The sequence below is a fragment of the Streptomyces sp. NPDC111656 genome, from assembly GCF_055656965.1.
Genome location: NZ_JBVKCA010000001.1, coordinates 25,536 through 39,888, shown reverse-complemented (window position 1 = coordinate 39,888; position 14,353 = coordinate 25,536). Strand labels below are relative to the sequence as shown.

The 14,353-nt window shown below is 71.1% G+C and carries 16 protein-coding genes; 5 read left to right on the top strand and 11 right to left on the bottom strand.

The annotated features are described in order from the left end of the window. Positions 1-52 precede the first annotated feature (52 nt). Positions 53-535 carry a hypothetical protein gene (locus ACZ7M3_RS00195; RefSeq protein ID WP_472059751.1) on the top strand — a complete coding sequence of 161 codons (483 nt, stop codon included), beginning with the start codon at positions 53-55 and terminating at the stop codon, positions 533-535. A gap of 22 nt (positions 536-557) precedes the next feature. Here ACZ7M3_RS00195 and ACZ7M3_RS00190 read toward each other — a convergent pair whose 3' ends face one another. The 7 genes from ACZ7M3_RS00190 to ACZ7M3_RS00160 form a co-directional block, all read right to left on the bottom strand. After that, on the bottom strand, positions 558-1,157 hold the full coding sequence (locus tag ACZ7M3_RS00190) for a tetratricopeptide repeat protein (RefSeq protein WP_472059750.1): 600 nt from the start codon (positions 1,155-1,157) through the stop codon (positions 558-560). Between the two features lie 150 nt (positions 1,158-1,307). Continuing rightward, a complete protein-coding gene (locus ACZ7M3_RS00185; RefSeq protein WP_351311953.1) occupies positions 1,308-1,991 on the bottom strand; it encodes a uracil-DNA glycosylase in 684 nt (227 codons plus the stop codon). A gap of 114 nt (positions 1,992-2,105) precedes the next feature. Next, on the bottom strand, positions 2,106-3,686 hold the full coding sequence (locus ACZ7M3_RS00180; RefSeq protein WP_472059749.1) for an ABC transporter substrate-binding protein: 1,581 nt from the start codon (positions 3,684-3,686) through the stop codon (positions 2,106-2,108). A 209-nt stretch (positions 3,687-3,895) separates the two neighbouring features. Then, positions 3,896-4,657: an SDR family oxidoreductase gene (locus tag ACZ7M3_RS00175; protein ID WP_472059748.1), complete on the bottom strand. Its 762-nt coding sequence runs from the start codon at positions 4,655-4,657 to the stop codon at positions 3,896-3,898. A 16-nt stretch (positions 4,658-4,673) separates the two neighbouring features. After that, the gene (fabG, locus tag ACZ7M3_RS00170) at positions 4,674-5,435 is read right to left on the bottom strand and encodes a 3-oxoacyl-ACP reductase FabG (protein ID WP_351311958.1); all 762 of its coding nucleotides are present in this window, start codon (positions 5,433-5,435) and stop codon (positions 4,674-4,676) included. 174 nt (positions 5,436-5,609) lie between these two features. Then, complete coding sequence (locus tag ACZ7M3_RS00165; RefSeq protein WP_472059747.1) at positions 5,610-5,993, bottom strand: DUF3037 domain-containing protein; 384 nt, start codon at positions 5,991-5,993, stop codon at positions 5,610-5,612. After that, positions 5,990-6,754: a HipA family kinase gene (locus ACZ7M3_RS00160; protein WP_450426174.1), complete on the bottom strand. Its 765-nt coding sequence runs from the start codon at positions 6,752-6,754 to the stop codon at positions 5,990-5,992. Before ACZ7M3_RS00160 ends, ACZ7M3_RS00165 begins: the two co-directional genes overlap by 4 nt. Positions 6,755-6,951: 197 nt before the next feature. Between ACZ7M3_RS00160 and ACZ7M3_RS00155 the strand changes: the two genes are divergently transcribed. Continuing rightward, positions 6,952-7,449: a Rieske (2Fe-2S) protein gene (locus ACZ7M3_RS00155; RefSeq protein WP_472059746.1), complete on the top strand. Its 498-nt coding sequence runs from the start codon at positions 6,952-6,954 to the stop codon at positions 7,447-7,449. 18 nt (positions 7,450-7,467) lie between these two features. On the opposite strand, the gene ACZ7M3_RS00150 is transcribed toward ACZ7M3_RS00155, so the two are convergent. Beyond that, entirely contained in the window at positions 7,468-8,106 is a 639-nt protein-coding gene (locus ACZ7M3_RS00150) for a cysteine hydrolase family protein (RefSeq protein ID WP_472059745.1), read from the bottom strand. Positions 8,107-8,259: 153 nt separating this feature from the next. On the opposite strand from ACZ7M3_RS00150, the gene ACZ7M3_RS00145 reads away from it, so the two are divergent. Beyond that, positions 8,260-8,727 (top strand): pyridoxamine 5'-phosphate oxidase family protein, encoded by a 468-nt coding sequence (locus tag ACZ7M3_RS00145; RefSeq protein ID WP_060902436.1) that lies wholly within the window; start codon positions 8,260-8,262, stop codon positions 8,725-8,727. A 495-nt stretch (positions 8,728-9,222) separates the two neighbouring features. On the opposite strand, the gene ACZ7M3_RS00140 is transcribed toward ACZ7M3_RS00145, so the two are convergent. Further along, positions 9,223-10,125: a LysR family transcriptional regulator gene (locus tag ACZ7M3_RS00140; RefSeq protein WP_472059744.1), complete on the bottom strand. Its 903-nt coding sequence runs from the start codon at positions 10,123-10,125 to the stop codon at positions 9,223-9,225. A 74-nt stretch (positions 10,126-10,199) separates the two neighbouring features. Here ACZ7M3_RS00140 and ACZ7M3_RS00135 point away from each other — a divergent pair, with 74 nt between their 5' ends. Next, the gene (locus ACZ7M3_RS00135; RefSeq protein WP_351525770.1) at positions 10,200-11,135 is read left to right on the top strand and encodes a DMT family transporter; all 936 of its coding nucleotides are present in this window, start codon (positions 10,200-10,202) and stop codon (positions 11,133-11,135) included. A gap of 79 nt (positions 11,136-11,214) precedes the next feature. On the opposite strand, the gene ACZ7M3_RS00130 is transcribed toward ACZ7M3_RS00135, so the two are convergent. Continuing rightward, entirely contained in the window at positions 11,215-12,546 is a 1,332-nt protein-coding gene (locus ACZ7M3_RS00130) for an aminotransferase class I/II-fold pyridoxal phosphate-dependent enzyme (RefSeq protein ID WP_472059743.1), read from the bottom strand. A gap of 35 nt (positions 12,547-12,581) precedes the next feature. Here ACZ7M3_RS00130 and ACZ7M3_RS00125 point away from each other — a divergent pair, with 35 nt between their 5' ends. Next, complete coding sequence (locus ACZ7M3_RS00125) at positions 12,582-13,271, top strand: pyridoxamine 5'-phosphate oxidase family protein (protein ID WP_472059742.1); 690 nt, start codon at positions 12,582-12,584, stop codon at positions 13,269-13,271. Positions 13,272-13,328: 57 nt separating this feature from the next. Here ACZ7M3_RS00125 and ACZ7M3_RS00120 read toward each other — a convergent pair whose 3' ends face one another. After that, positions 13,329-14,327: a DMT family transporter gene (locus ACZ7M3_RS00120; protein WP_472059741.1), complete on the bottom strand. Its 999-nt coding sequence runs from the start codon at positions 14,325-14,327 to the stop codon at positions 13,329-13,331. Positions 14,328-14,353: the final 26 nt, after the last annotated feature.

Here is a 14,353-nt window from a genome sequence, read left to right as displayed (position 1 = left end):
ACCTCCGCTCGTCCGCTCCCCAAAGCGGGCCGGACGCAGCAGAGTTGAGCGGGTGCATCGAACCACGACCGCCGCAACGCTCCTGGTCACCGTGGCCACCGCCGCGCTCTCCGGCTGTGTGACCGTCCAGCGACCGCCCGCTCCCACCCCGCCGACCGCGCCGTCCCGGCCGTCGCCGCCGCGTCCCGACGGCAAGGCCGGGCCGCAGGTCGTGCAGGCTCCGGCGCGCGAGGCGCTGGAACTCATCGGGCCGTCCCGGAAGCCGTCACCGAGCGCTCCGGCGCCGCACCGTACGCCCGTCCCGGCGCCCGCCGCCCCGCAGTCCCCCGCGCGCCATCCGGGCGCCGCCCATCGCCCACCCCCGCAGCCTCACCCCCGCCCACAGCCCCATCGGCCCGCACCCCGCACCGATGTCCCGCCCGTCGCCCCCGGGCAGCCGAACAACACGGACGTGTGTGCCCTCGGCCGGAAGTACGGAGGCTGGAAGGCGGACAGTCCGGAGGCGGTCATCTGCAAGGGGTCGTACGGGCATTGACCACGGCCGGTGTCCGCAGGCTCTAGGGGCGCTGTCTCGGCGGCCCCAGGGTCTCCCCTCCGGACCCGCCGAAGGGACCGGGCCGCTCGACGGTGCGGGGCCCCTCGACGGCGCCGGGGTCCTCCCCCGGCCCTCCGTGCGACGGGCCCGCCCCGTCGAGTCTGAGCTCCAGACGGCCGATCGCCGCGCGTACGCCGTCTCCGTAACGGTCGTTCCCGAGGGCTCCGGCCGCGCCTCGGGCGCGGCGCAGATGGCTGCGGGCTGCTTCGGAGCGGCCGAGTTTCACATAGTCGGCCGCCAGGTTCAGATGCAGCGACGGGTAGAACGCGCGCGCCGCGAGCGACCGGTGGCGCTCGGCGACGTCGCCGTCGGTGAGTTCCTCGGCCGCCGACAACGCCCGCAGGTCCCAGGCCAGTTCGTCCGCGGGGTCGTCCTGCGTGTCCGCCAGGTAGTGCGCCAGGGTGCAGCGGTGCAGGGGGTCGCCGCCCTCGCCGATCTCCCCCCACAGGTCCAGGAAACGCCCCCGAGCCTCCTCACGGTCGCCACCGTGGTGCAGCATGACGACCTGGCCGATCCGGGTCATCATGGCGTCCGGCGCCGCCTGCTCCTGTTGCTCCGCCACCGCGTCCTCCAGGCTCGTCGCTGTCCTCTCCGACGCTAACCGGACACACTGACAATGCCGCTCAGGCGCCCCCGGACACCACTGAGCCGCCCCGGTGACGGCCGGACCGGACGCCCCCCGGCCCGGGCCGCTTCCAGTCCCGGTCCCGGATCAGCCGAGATTCGGAATCCGCCAGTCGATCGGCTCGTGGCCCTGCCCGGCGACCGCCTCGTTGATCTGCGTGAAGGGGCGGGAGCCGAAGAACTTCTTCGCGGAGAGCGGCGACGGGTGCGCGCCCTTCACCACGATGTGCCGCTTCTCGTCGATGAGCGGGAGCTTCTTCTGCGCGTAGTTCCCCCACAGGACGAAGACCGCCGGGTCGGGCCGGTCGGCCACGGCACGGATCACCGCGTCCGTGAACTTCTCCCAGCCCTTGCCCTTGTGCGAGTTGGCCTCACCGGAGCGCACGGTCAGCACCGCGTTCAGCAGCAGGACGCCCTGCTCGGCCCACGGCATCAGATAGCCGTTGTCCGGGATCGGGGTGCCCAGCTCCTCCTTCATCTCCTTGTAGATGTTGCGCAGCGAGGGCGGGGTCTTCACCCCCGGGCGGACCGAGAAGCACAGGCCGTGGCCCTGGCCCTCGCCGTGGTACGGGTCCTGGCCGAGGATCAGTACCTTCACCCGCTCGTACGGAGTCGCCTCCAGCGCCGCGAAGACCTCCTCGCGCGGAGGGTAGACGGGACCGCCCGCACGCTCCTCCTCGACGAACTCGGTGAGTTCCTTGAAGTAGGGCTGCTGCAGTTCGTCACCCAGGACGCCGCGCCAGGACTCGGGCAGCATGGCGGTGTCGGTCACGTCAAGTTCCTCCGATGTGCGGTCACTTCCAGGTCTCAGAACCTACAGGCGACCACTGACAATCGGCTCCGCACCCCGTAGGACCACGCCACCCGCCGGGGTGCTGCCCGTGACCTACCAGCTGGTCTTGCGGTGCAGCTCCCACATCATCATGATCGTCGAGGGGTCCAGGGCCTGCTCCCCGCCCGAGATCTCCTCGCTCGCCGCCACGAACTGCTTGCCCTGCCACAGCGGCAGCAGCCGTGCGTCGTCGACGAGGATCTGCTGGGCCGCCTCGAACTCCTTGACCACCGCTCCACGGTCGCTCTCGCGGCGCGAGGCGGGCAGCAGAGTGTCGGTGATCCGGGGCGCCGGATAGGGCGTGCCGAGCGCGTTCTGCCGGCCCACGAAGGGCGCGATGAAGTTGTCGGCGTCCGGGAAGTCCGGGAACCAGCCGCGTCCGAACACCGGGTACTCGCCCTTGCGGTAGCCCTCCTCGTACGTCTTCCAGGGGCGCCCGTTGAGCGACACGCGGAACAGACCGGATTCCTCGAGCTGCCTCTTGATCTCCTGGAACTCCGGGGCGGTCTCGGAGCCGTAGCGGTCCGTGGTGTACCAGAGGGTGAGGGGGACGCGCTGGGTGATGCCCGCCTCCGTGAGGATCTGCCGGGCCTTCGACGAACTGGGGTCCCCGTAGTCGTCGAAAAAGCCCGTGGTGTGACCGGTCAGGCCCGCGGGGACCATGGAGTACAGCGGGTCGACCGTGTCCTTGTAGACCTTGTGCGCGATCGCCGCACGGTCGATGACCTGGGCGACCGCCTTGCGCACCGCGAGCTTCTTGGCCCACGGATCCTTCGGGTTGAACACCAGGTAGCTGATCTCCATGCCCGCGCCCTCGACGAGCTGGAGGCCGTTGTCCGCTCCCTTGGTCCGGAGCGAGACGACGTCCTTGGAGGCCAGGCCGCGGAACGTGACGTCGATCTTCTTGTCCTTGAGGGCGTCGACCATCTGCCCCGAGTCCTGGAAGTAGCGGATCGTGACCGCGTCGTTCTTGAGCTCGGCGAAGCCCTTGTAGTGCTCGTTCCTGACGAGTTCGGCCTGCTTGCCGTCCTCGTAGGAGCGCAGGCTGTACGGCCCGGACCCGAAGACCTTGCCGTCCTTGCGCAGCGAGTGCGCGGAGTAGTCGTCGGGGTCGACGATCGACATGGCCGGGGTGGCGAGAACGAACGGGAAAGTCGCGTCCGATTTGTTCAGGTGGAAGACGAGTTCACGCGCGTTCAGTACCTGGATCCGGTCGAGGCTGCCGAGGAGGCCGGCGGGACCGCCGGGCAGGTTGATCTTCTTGATCCGGTCGATCGAGTACTTGACGGCCCGGGCGTCCAAGGTGTCGCCGTCGGAGAACTTCATGTCGGCGCGCAGCTTGCAGCGGTACACGAGGTTCGAGGTGTCCGCGAACCCACAGCTCTGGGCGGCGTCGGGCTGGGGCGTGGTGGCCCCGGAGGGGTAGCTCAGCAGCGTCTGGTAGATGTTGCGGAACAGTTCCCAGGAGCCGTCCCAGGAAGCGGCTGGATCCAGCGTGCTCGGGGCACTGGTGGTGCCCACGACGATCGGTCCCTTGTCGTCGGACGACGCCGAGGACAGGACGCCGCACCCGGCCACCAGGGTGATGGACGTGACCGCCGCCAGATGCCGCAGACATGGGTTCCGGTTGAACACTCGCACGCTCCTCGATCTGCCGTACCAAGGGTCGGCAGACCATACCGCAGCGCCACACCGGTGGATCCGTGTTCTCGGCAGGGCACTTGATCAGCGCGTTTGTGACTACGTTGTCATTTGGCTGTACGTCTTCATACGTCGACGCGAGCGCCGATTTCGTCCATCAGCGCCCGCGTCGATGCTCCGTTCGTCCCGTCTAGGGACTCCGGTCAGCCCACTCCTGCGTTCAGGAAGATGCCGCCGTCGACGACGAGCGTCTGACCGGTGATCCAGTCCGACTGCGACGAGGTGAGGAAGGCGGCGGCGCCTCCGATGTCGGAGGGCACACCGAGCCGGCCGAGCGGGTAGGACGCGGCCGCCTCCGCCTCCCGGCCTTCGTACAGGGCCTGCGCGAACTTGGTCTTGACGACGGCGGGCGCGATCGCGTTGACCCGCACCTTGGGCGCGAACTCGTGCGCCAGCTGCACGGTCAGGTTGATCATGGCGGCCTTGCTCATGCCGTACGCGCCGATGAAGGGCGAGGGGGCGAGGCCGGCGACGGACGCGATGTTGACGATCGCACCGCCGTTCTCGCTCTGCCAGGCCTTCCAGGTCAGCTGGGCGAAGCCGAGCGCCGAGACGACGTTGGTCTCGAAGACCTTGCGTGCCACGTCCAGGTCCAGGTCGGCCATCGGGCCGAACACGGGGTTCGTACCGGCGTTGTTGACCAGGTAGTCGACGCGGCCGAAGGCCTCCATGGTGCGCTCGACGACCGTGGCCTGGTGGGCCAGGTCGTGCGCCTTGCCGGGGACGCCGATGACGCGGTCGGCACCGAGTGCCTCGACGGCCTCCTTCAGGGCGTCCTCGTTGCGGCCCGTGATGCACACGCGGTCACCGCGCGCGACGAGGGCCTCCGCGACGCCGTAGCCGATGCCGCGGCTCGCGCCCGTGATGAGCGCGACCTTGCCGGAGAGTTCGGGGAGTGTGGTCATGTCGTGCCCTCCGGCGTCAGTTGAGCGGTCCGCCGGCCACGTACAGGACCTGGCCGGAGACGAATCCGGCGGCCTCGCCGGTGAAGAAGGCGATCGCGTTGGCGATGTCGTCGGGGTTGCCGACGCGCTGCACGGGGATCTGGGTGGCGGCCGCGGCCTGGAAGTCCTCGAAGCCCATGCCGACGCGCTCGGCGGTGGCCGCCGTCATGTCGGTGGCGATGAAGCCGGGCGCGACGGCGTTGGCGGTGACGCCGAACTTGCCGAGCTCGATGGCGAGCGTCTTGGTGAGGCCCTGGAGACCGGCCTTGGCGGCGGAGTAGTTGGCCTGGCCGCGGTTGCCGAGCGCCGAGGACGACGACAGGTTGACGATCCGGCCGAACTTGGCGTCCACCATGTACTTCTGGCAGGCCTTGGCCATCAGGAAGGCGCCGCGAAGGTGCACGTTCATGACCGTGTCCCAGTCGGACGCGGCCATCTTGAACAGCAGGTTGTCGCGGAGCACGCCCGCGTTGTTCACCAGGATGGTCGGCGCACCGAGCTCCTCGGCGATCCGCGCGATCGCGGCCTCGACCTGGGCCTCGTCGGAGACGTCGCAGCCGACCGCGAGGGCCTTGCCACCGGCGGCGGTGATCTTCTCGACGGTGTCCTTGCACGCGGCCTCGTCGAGGTCGATCACCGCGACGGCGCGGCCCTCGGCGGCCAGTCGGACGGCGGTCGCGGCGCCGATGCCGCGCGCGGCACCGGTGACTACGGCGACGCGCTGCTCAGTGGTGGACATTGCTGGTTCTCCTCGCCCTTGAAAAGCCCTGCGGCTTGAAATGTCGTGCGGCGGAATGTCGTGCGGCTCACACGGTACGCCCATCCGGTGAGCGACCGCTTAGTACCTTCGGTAGACGTGACGCTAGAAGCCCTGGCACCCGGTGTCAACGGCACACCACGCGGGTGTGATCCATTACCTGACCAGCAACTGGAGCAACCGCTCCGTCTCCGCCTCCGGTTCGGCGGTGAGTCCGGTGTGCACGGGCCCCGGCTGCACGACCGTCGAACGGGGGGCGATCAGCCAGCGAAAACGCCGCCCGGCATCGTCACCAGCAGCCTGACCTGCCGCTTTGCCACCCGCACAGACTCCCTCGACCGCCCGCAGCGCGGCCCGTACGCCGGCCACGTCGGCCTCCGGGTCCAGGGCCAGCAGCTTGGTCTCGTCCAGATGGGTGCGCACCCCGACGAAGGACTTGGCGCGGCAGTACACCAGTACGCCCGCGTTGAAGCACTCACCGCGCTCGACCCGCGGCACCACGCGCAGCAGCGCGTACTCGAAGACGTCCCGCTCGCTCACTTGTCCCCCTCGAAGCCCTTGATGCGCCCGTCGATCACGCCGGCCCGCGCCAGCAGCGGCTGCGCGTAGGCACGCCGCAGGGCGTCCGGCGAGTCGAAGCCGGGTTCGTCGGCCAGCCACGCGTCGGGGATCTCCGCGGTCACCTCGGCCAGCAGGTCCTCGGTCACCAGCGGCGCCAGTTCGGCCGCGGCGGAGGCGATGTCCGGGCCGAAGGGCGCGAGCGCGTGGTCGGAGGCGTCGTAGGGCTTGGCCGCGGAGGTCGCCGCGCCCGGCCAGTGGTGGTGCCAGATCATGGTGGCGCCGTGGTCGATGAGCCACAGGTCGCCGTGCCACATCAGCAGATTGGGGTTGCGCCAGGAACGGTCGACGTTGTTGACCAGCGCGTCGAACCAGACGATCCGTCCGGCCTCCTCGGGGCTCACCTCGAAGGCGAGGGAGTCGAAGCCGATCGCGCCGGGGAGGAAGTCCATCCCTAGGTTCGGTCCGCCGCTCGACTTGAGCAGCTCCTGCACTTCCTGGTCCGGCTCCCCGAGCCCCAGGACCGGGTCGAGGCCGAGGGTCACCAGGCCGGGCACGCGCAGGCCGAGCCGGCGGGCGAGTTCACCGCAGACGACCTCCGCGACGAGCGTCTTGCGGCCCTGCCCCGCGCCGGTGAACTTCATGACGTACGTCCCGAGATCGTCGGCCTCGACGAGCCCCGGCAGCGAGCCGCCCTCACGCAGCGGCGTGATGTAGCGGGTCACGATGACTTCCTTGAGCATCGCCCCAGGCTACTGGGGTGGTCACGGCCGCCGGACGTGACCCGTGGGCGCCCGCGGGGGCGGTGTCCCGAGCAGACCGGCGCGGCTGTCGAACCGCTGTCGATTCGGTCAAGAAGTCCTCAGCTCCTGAACAGCGCAGACGGGCGGACCGTACCTCTGTACGGATCACCATCACGTCCGTTGAAGGGAATGTCAGCATGACCAGCGAATCGCTTCACCCCGTTCCGACCCCGGCCCGCCGCACCGTCGTGGCGGCGGTCGGCACGGCGGGACTCGCCGTCGCGCTGACCGCGTGCGGATCGGACAACAAGTCCTCCGACTCCACCAGTTCCAACTCCGGCTCCGGCGCGAGCGCGAGCAGCGGGGGTACGGGCGGGGGCGACAACGCCGCGGCGGGCAACGCGGGCGGCACGGTCCTCGCGAAAACCACCGACATCCCGGAGGGCGGCGGCAAGGTCTTCGAGTCCCAGGGCGTCGTCGTCACCCAGCCGACCGCGGGCACCTACAAGGCCTTCTCCTCCAAGTGCACCCACCAGGGCTGTGCGGTGAAGGGCATCGCCGACAACGTGATCACCTGCCCGTGCCACAACAGCCAGTTCTCCGCGACCGACGGCAGTGTGAAGAAGGGGCCCGCGACGCAGCCGCTGGCCGCCGCCAGCATCACCGTGGACGGGGACTCGATCAAGCTCGCGTGACGCGACCGGGGCCGCGCCTCAGCGGCGCGGCCTCTCGAAGCAGGCCAGCACGTCGTCGGTCGCCGTGATCGTGGCGACCAGGGCGAGCGTGTTGCGGATCATCGCGGGGGTGTAGTCGGAGGGCACCCCCGCGATCGCGTCCGCGGGCACCACGGCGTCGTAGCCGCGGTTCACGGCGTCGAACACGGTGTTGGGGACGGCCACGTTGGCGGAGACTCCGGTCACGACGAGGGTGCGACAGCCCAGGTTGCGCAGCAGCGCGTCGACATCGGTGCCCGCGAGCGGGGACAGGCCGTGCAGGCGACGTACGACGAAGTCCTCCTCGGTGACCTCGATCGGGGGCGCGACGCGGACCGCGACGGTGCCCGACAGCTGTTGCACGGGCAGCCGTTCGGCCGCGCGGAACAGGCGGGCGTTGCGGCTGGCGCCCCGCCCGTCGGGCCGTCGCTCGGCGATCGCGTGGATCACCTGGACGCCGCCGCGGTGGGCTCCGGCCACCAGCCGGGCGATGTTCGCGAGCGCCCCCGACGACCGGGCCTCCTTGGCGAGTTCGGGCAGTGCGCTGTCCGGCCCGACGACACCCTGCTGGCATTCCACGGTGAGCAGAACGGTCCCGTCCGGGTCGAGGAGTGTGCTGAGCTGTTCACGCGGCGGCATGACTCCCCTTGGCGTCGAGGGTCGGGCGGGCGAGCGTAACGAGCATTGCGCAAGGACGGAAGACGGCTCATGCTTTTCTGACGAACTGTCAGAGGATCTCTGTCGACGTAGAAGATCGACGCACCAGGTCGACATGAAAGAAGAGGTGACCGCATGACCGTCACTCAACGCAGGGGTCGGAAGATCATGATGACCCCCGGCGAGCTGGACGAGTTCCTCACCACCCAGCGCACCTGCCGCGTCGCCACGGTGTCGAAGGACGGCGCACCGCACGTGAGCGCGCTCTGGTTCGTCTGGGACGGCACCTCGTTGTGGCTGTACTCCGTGGTACGCAGCAAGCGCTGGACGGAGCTGAGCCGCGACCCACGGGTCGCGGTGGTCATCGACACCGGTGAGGAGTACGGGGAGCTGCGCGGCGTCGAGCTGTCCGGCGCGGTGGAGTTCGTGGGCGAGGTCCCCCGCACCGGGGAGCTGTGCGCCGAACTCGACGTCCCCGAGACCTTGTTCGCCCGCAAGAACTTCGGCCTGGAGGAAATGCCGCACGACGGCCGCCACGCATGGGCCCGGCTGACGCCGACAGCCATAGCCTCCTGGGACTTCCGCAAGCTGCCGCCGCTCTAGCGCCTGTCCGGCGGATCATGCCGCAGACGCGGGGCTTGGCACGCCCATCTGCGGCGATGAGGAACCGCCCGTTTCCTGTGACTTGATCCGCCGGACAGGACCGAGAACATGGGCGAGCGCGCCACGCCCGCGGGTTCGACGAGCCGGACGCACCGTCGAACCCTCGAATCCGCCGCCGTTGCCTCACACCAGCCGCCGCGGGGCTCTCGCAAGGGTGCGCCGCTGCAGGGTTTCCGCAGACCCCGGTCACCATAGGGCTTCGGCAAGCTGACGGAACGACGGGGGCTCGCGAGGCGGCGGCGTCGCGAGGCTTCCGTGCGGCGGCGTCGTGGGGCCACCGCAAGCCCCGGTCACCGCAGGACACCCGCTTCTCTGGGGGACTTCCGCAAGCTCTCCCCACCGCGAGACGTCCGCGAGCCACCACGGCGACCGGTCGCGCGGTCCGCGGGCCGCCGCAGCCCAGGTCACCGCTCAGGTCACCGTCCAGGTCACCGCTCAGCCGACGCTCTCTCCCGCCGCCCGCAGCGCCGCGACCGCCGCTCTGATCGACGGGCGGCGGTCGGCGTCCGCGCGCCAGATCACGTAGACATGCCGCCGGACGGCCTGCCGCAGCGGCACCGTGACGACTCCGTCCGGCATCGGCCGGCGCCCGAGCAGCGGCGCGATGCAGACACCGAGCCCCGCGGCGACCAGGCTGAGCTGGGTGTGCGTTTCGGCGGCGCGATGGCCGATGTGCGGCTCGACGCCCCGGGAGCGCAACGTGAACATCAGCCACTCGTGACAGAACTCGCCCTCGCCCCAGGTGATCCACTCGTCGTCGGCGAAGTCGCCGAGGTCGACCTCCGCGCGGTCCGCGAGCCGGTGGCCGACCGGCATCGCCACGTCGGCCGGGTCGTCGAGGATCGGAGCCTTGACCAGGCCGTCGGGCAGCGGCATCGGCTTGTTGTACCAGTCGAGCACCACCGCCAGATCGAGGTCGCCCCGGATCACGCCGGCGACCCCGGCCTCGGGCTCCAGCTCGCTGGAGCGCACCCGCAGCCCGGGGTGGTCGGCGCGCAGCGCGGCGAGCGCGGTGGGGAACAGCCCGCGCGCGGCGGTCGGAAAGGCGGAGAGCCGCAGCTCACCGACGACCTGACCGCGCTGGGCCTCCAGGTCGGACTGGGCGAGCTCGACCTGCGACAGGATGCGCGCGGCATGCTCGGCGAGCAGCCGCCCGGCATCGGTGAGACGCACCCCTCGCCCGTTCTTGGCGAGCAGCTGCTGCCCCACCTCGCGCTCCAGCTTGGACATCTGCTGGGAGACGGCCGACGTCGTGACGTGCAGCCCTTCGGCCGCGCCGCTCACCGAGCCGTGCCGGGCGAGGGCGTCGAGGGTGCGCAGACGCTCCAGATTCAACATGTAAGCAATGCTACGAGGTACCACTCGAAAAATCTCGCTTGTGCTACGAGATCGTCTGCCTCATCGTTACGACCATGAGCGCCGTGACCACTCCCCGAACCGACACCCCCACCGCCACGACCCCCCGCCGTCGCACCGCCCTCGACTGGCGGATCCGCTTCGGCGCCCTCTCGCTGATCTGGGGTTTCAGCTTCCTGCTCATCAAGGTCGGCACGGAGGGCTACGCACCGTTCCAAGTCACCTTCGGACGGCTGCTGTTCGGGACGGCGGTGCTCGCGGCGGCAATGGCGGTGAAGCGGGAGCGGCTGCCGCGCGGGGCCCGCACCTGGGGTCATCTCACGGTCGCGGCCTTCCTGCTCAACGCACTGCCGTTCTCGCTCTTCGCCTACTCCGAGCTGACGATCCCGTCCACGCTCGCGGGCATCTGCAACGCGACCTCACCCCTGTGGGGCATGGCCCTGTCCCTGGTCGCCCTCTCCGAGGACCGCCCGACCCGGCGCAGGGTCGCCGGTCTCGGCATCGGCTTTCTCGGCGTCCTGACGGTCCTCGGCGTCTGGCAGGGCTTCCACGGCCTGGACGCCACGGGCACGCTGATGGCCCTGCTGGCCTCGCTGAGCTACCCGATCGGCTGGATCTACGTCCGCCGTACCCTGGCCGGCACCGGCCACTCGCATCTGTCGATGACCGGCGCCCAACTCCTGCTCGCCACTGCTCAACTGGCCCTCGTCACCCCGCTGTTCACCGCGCTGCCGAGCCACTTCCCGGTCGTCCCGCTGCTCGCGATCGCCGCCCTGGGGGCCCTCGGCACGGGCCTGGCCATGCTCGTCCAGTACGGCATCGTCGCCGAGGTCGGCCCGACGACGGCCCAGATGGTCACGTACTTCATCCCGGTGATCGCCACCGCCGCGGGCGTCGCGATCCTCGGCGAGTCGCTGAGCTGGTCCACGCCGGTCGGCGCGGTGATCGTCCTCGCCGGCGCCGCGCTCACCCAGGCCGGACCGCGCCACTGACGGCGCCCTCAGGGCGTACGGACCGATTCACACGCAACCGCGCACGGACCGACTCACACATAGCCGCGCACGGACCGACTCACACGTAACCCCGCACGGGCGCCGGTCCGACGGCGGAGGCGACGGCGTCCGCCAGCGGCTCGATGTCGTCCGGCGTCAGAGGCGAGACGGTGATCCGTATCCCGGGCGGCGCGCTCATCCGGAAGCGCGCCCCGGGCGCGACCGCCCAGCCGGCGTGCAGCAACCGCGCGACCGCTCCCGTCTCGTCCGGGACGGGGATCCACACGTTCATCCCGCTGCGCCCGTACGCCTCGATGCCACGCCGCTTCAGGGCGTCGATCAGCGCGTCCCGGCGCCGCCCGTACGCCGCCGCCACGGCCGTGACGTCCACCGCGCCCTTCGCCCACAGGTGGACGACCGCCCGTTGCAGCAGATGGCTCACCCAGCCGGGCCCCAGCCGCTGCCGCCCGTGCACCCGGTCCATGGTGACGGGGTCCCCGGTGAGGACGGCGAGCCTCAGGTCGGGGCCGTAGGCCTTGGCGACGGAGCGTACGAAGGCCCAGTCGCGGGTCACCCCGGCCAGGGGGTGCAGCGGCAGGTCGACGATCCGATGCCCGTGGTCGTCCTCTACGAGCAGGACGTCCGGGTGCTCCTTCAGCACGGAACGCAGGGCACGCGCGCGTGCGGCGCCCACCGCGGCGCCGGTCGGGTTCTGCGCCCGGTCCGTGACGATCAGCGCGCGGGCACCGGCCTCCAGGGCATGGCGTACGTCGTCGGGGACCGGGCCCTCGTCGTCGACGCGCACCGGGACCGTGCGCAGCCCTAGCGCCGGGGCGAGGTCGAACACGCTGCCCCAGCCGGGATCCTCGACGGCGACGGCGTCCCCGGGCTTGAGATGGGCCGCCAGCACGCGCTCGATGGCGTCGAGAGATCCGGAGGTGACGACGACGGGCCCGTCGGGCACGCCGTCCGCGTCGAGGTCGGCGCGCGCGAGCCGCTCCAGCTCCGCCTCGACGGCGGCCTCCCCGTACATCACGGGATCCCGGTCCGACCGTCCAGCCGCCGCCGCGAACGCCTCGGCGAGGGCGGGCAGCAGGGCCGGGTCGGGGTTGCCGTCGGCCACGTTCCGCACGCCCTCCGGCACCTCGACCCGGATGTAGTCGCGTCCCGTCGTGACGGGCTTCGCGCGGATCCGGCTGCCTCGCCGCCCCGCGGTCTCGATCACCCCGCGTTCGCGCAGAGTGCGATAGGCGGCGGCGACGGTGTTGGGATTCACCCCGAGCCGCTCCGCCAACTCCCGCATCGGCGGCAGCAGTTGCCCCGGTTCGAGGTCCCCGCTGCCCACCGCACGCTCGACGCTCGCGGAAATGTCCGCTGCGCGACGCCCTTCGATCCGATACTCTTCTAGCACAAAGAAGATTATGCACTAGTGCAATGGAGAGCGCAATGTCGGAGACGAGCACTCAGCCCGGGACGACGCGGCCCGCCGCCTACACCCCGACCGATCGCACCGTCCCCACCCGTTCCAAGGAGCGCGCCGCGTACGACCACGAGCTGGTCCACGCGATACTCGACGAGGGGTACGTCTGCCACCTCGGCTTCGTCCGGGACGGAACCCCGGTCGTCCTCCCCACCCTCTACGGACGGGTCGGCGAGCGCCTCTACGTACACGGCTCGACGGGTTCGCGCCCGCTGCGGATGACCGGTCAGGCCGACCCCGGGCTGCCCGTCTGCCTGACCGTGACCCACGTCGACGGTCTGGTCCTGGCCCGCTCCGCCTTCCACCACTCGATGAACTACCGCTCCGTGGTGGTGCACGGCATCGCCCACCAGGTGACGGACCCGGACGAGAAGCGGGCGGCCCTGGACGCGCTGGTCGACCAGGTCGTCCCGGGCCGTTCGTACGACTCGCGCCCCGCCAACGCCAAGGAGCTCGCCGCCACCGCCGTGATCCGCCTCGACCTGAACGAGGTCTCCGCGAAGCTGCGCACCGGCGGCCCGAACGACGACGCGGAGGACCTCGCCCTCCCCCACTGGACCGGGGTCGTCCCCCTCACCAAGGGACACGGCACCCCGATCCCCGCCGACGACCTGGCCCCCGGCATCGAGCTGCCCGATTACCTCACGACCCTGTGACGCCGAGGCGGCCGAGGCACCGGGAGGGGTCGCCCCCCGGCGCCTCGGCCTCGTGCCTCAATCCCGCCGCATCCCTCGGACGAGCGCCCGTTCCTCCTCGGGCACCCTCCGGGTGTCGCCCCGGATGCTCCGCGCCTCGGCCACCGCGAGCCCCGCGACCGAACCCAGCATCAACAGGGTGCCCGCGAGCGTCGTCACGGTCAGTCGTTCGCCGAGCAGACCGACGGCCAGCACGGCCGCACTCACCGGCTCCAGGAGCATGATCACGGAGACGGTCGCGGACCGGACCACGGCGGCGCCCGCGAAGAACAGCGCGTAGGCCAGCGCGGTGGGGACGGCGGCGATGTAGATCACCAGGACCAGCACGTGAGCCGGTCGGGCGGTGTGCGGGACCAGTCCCTCGGCCAGGCCGAGCGGCAGCAGGCAGACGGTGGTGACGGCGAACGTCCACACCGTCGTACCCGAGCCGTCGACGCGGCCGTCTCGTCCCCACCACCGGGTGAGCAGCGTCATCGCGGAGTATCCGGCCGCGGACACGACCGCGAGCACGACGCCCCAGGGCCGCACCGTGGCAGCCCCGCCGCCCAGCGCCAGCACCCCGAGCCCGCCGAGCGCCCCGGTGACGGCGACGCTCCCGCCGCGCCCGAGCCGCTCCCCCAGGGTCAGCCGCGCGCCCAGGGCGATGAGCACGGGTCCGGCGCCGAGGGTGACGACGGTCGCCACCGCGAGTCCGGTGGCCTCGACCGCGGCGAAGTAGGCGGTCTGGAAGACGGCGAGCCCAAGGCCCGTGACCCCGATCCGCAGGGCCTTGCGGCCGAGCGGCTCCCGGACGGCCTGCACGACCTGTCGGCGCCAGCGCCGATGCCGCGGCAGGCGCACGGCGAGCAGCAGCACGAGTCCGCCCGCGCAGCGCCAGAAGGAGAGGGCGATCGGCCCCATGTCACTGGCCCGGTAGACCAGTGACGCGGCCGCGCCCGCGGTGCCCCAGGCGGCACCGGCGACGATCAGATAGAGGAGGCCTCGCCCGAGGGGCAGGCCGGAAGCAGCTTGCGACACGTGTTTCTCTCCGCGGATACGCGCGG

Bases quoted from the DNA above. Each gene is read 5' to 3' on its own strand.
- ACZ7M3_RS00175 (WP_472059748.1), bottom strand. From the start codon at position 4,657: ATGACCACACTCCCCGAACTCTCCGGCAAGGTCGCGCTCATCACGGGC.
- fabG (WP_351311958.1), bottom strand. From the start codon at position 5,435: ATGTCCACCACTGAGCAGCGCGTCGCCGTAGTCACCGGTGCCGCGCGC.
- ACZ7M3_RS00160 (WP_450426174.1), bottom strand. From the start codon at position 6,754: ATGCTCAAGGAAGTCATCGTGACCCGCTACATCACGCCGCTGCGTGAG.
- ACZ7M3_RS00155 (WP_472059746.1), top strand. From the start codon at position 6,952: ATGACCAGCGAATCGCTTCACCCCGTTCCGACCCCGGCCCGCCGCACC.
- ACZ7M3_RS00150 (WP_472059745.1), bottom strand. From the start codon at position 8,106: ATGCCGCCGCGTGAACAGCTCAGCACACTCCTCGACCCGGACGGGACC.
- ACZ7M3_RS00145 (WP_060902436.1), top strand. From the start codon at position 8,260: ATGACCGTCACTCAACGCAGGGGTCGGAAGATCATGATGACCCCCGGC.
- ACZ7M3_RS00140 (WP_472059744.1), bottom strand. From the start codon at position 10,125: ATGTTGAATCTGGAGCGTCTGCGCACCCTCGACGCCCTCGCCCGGCAC.
- ACZ7M3_RS00135 (WP_351525770.1), top strand. From the start codon at position 10,200: ATGAGCGCCGTGACCACTCCCCGAACCGACACCCCCACCGCCACGACC.
- ACZ7M3_RS00125 (WP_472059742.1), top strand. From the start codon at position 12,582: ATGTCGGAGACGAGCACTCAGCCCGGGACGACGCGGCCCGCCGCCTAC.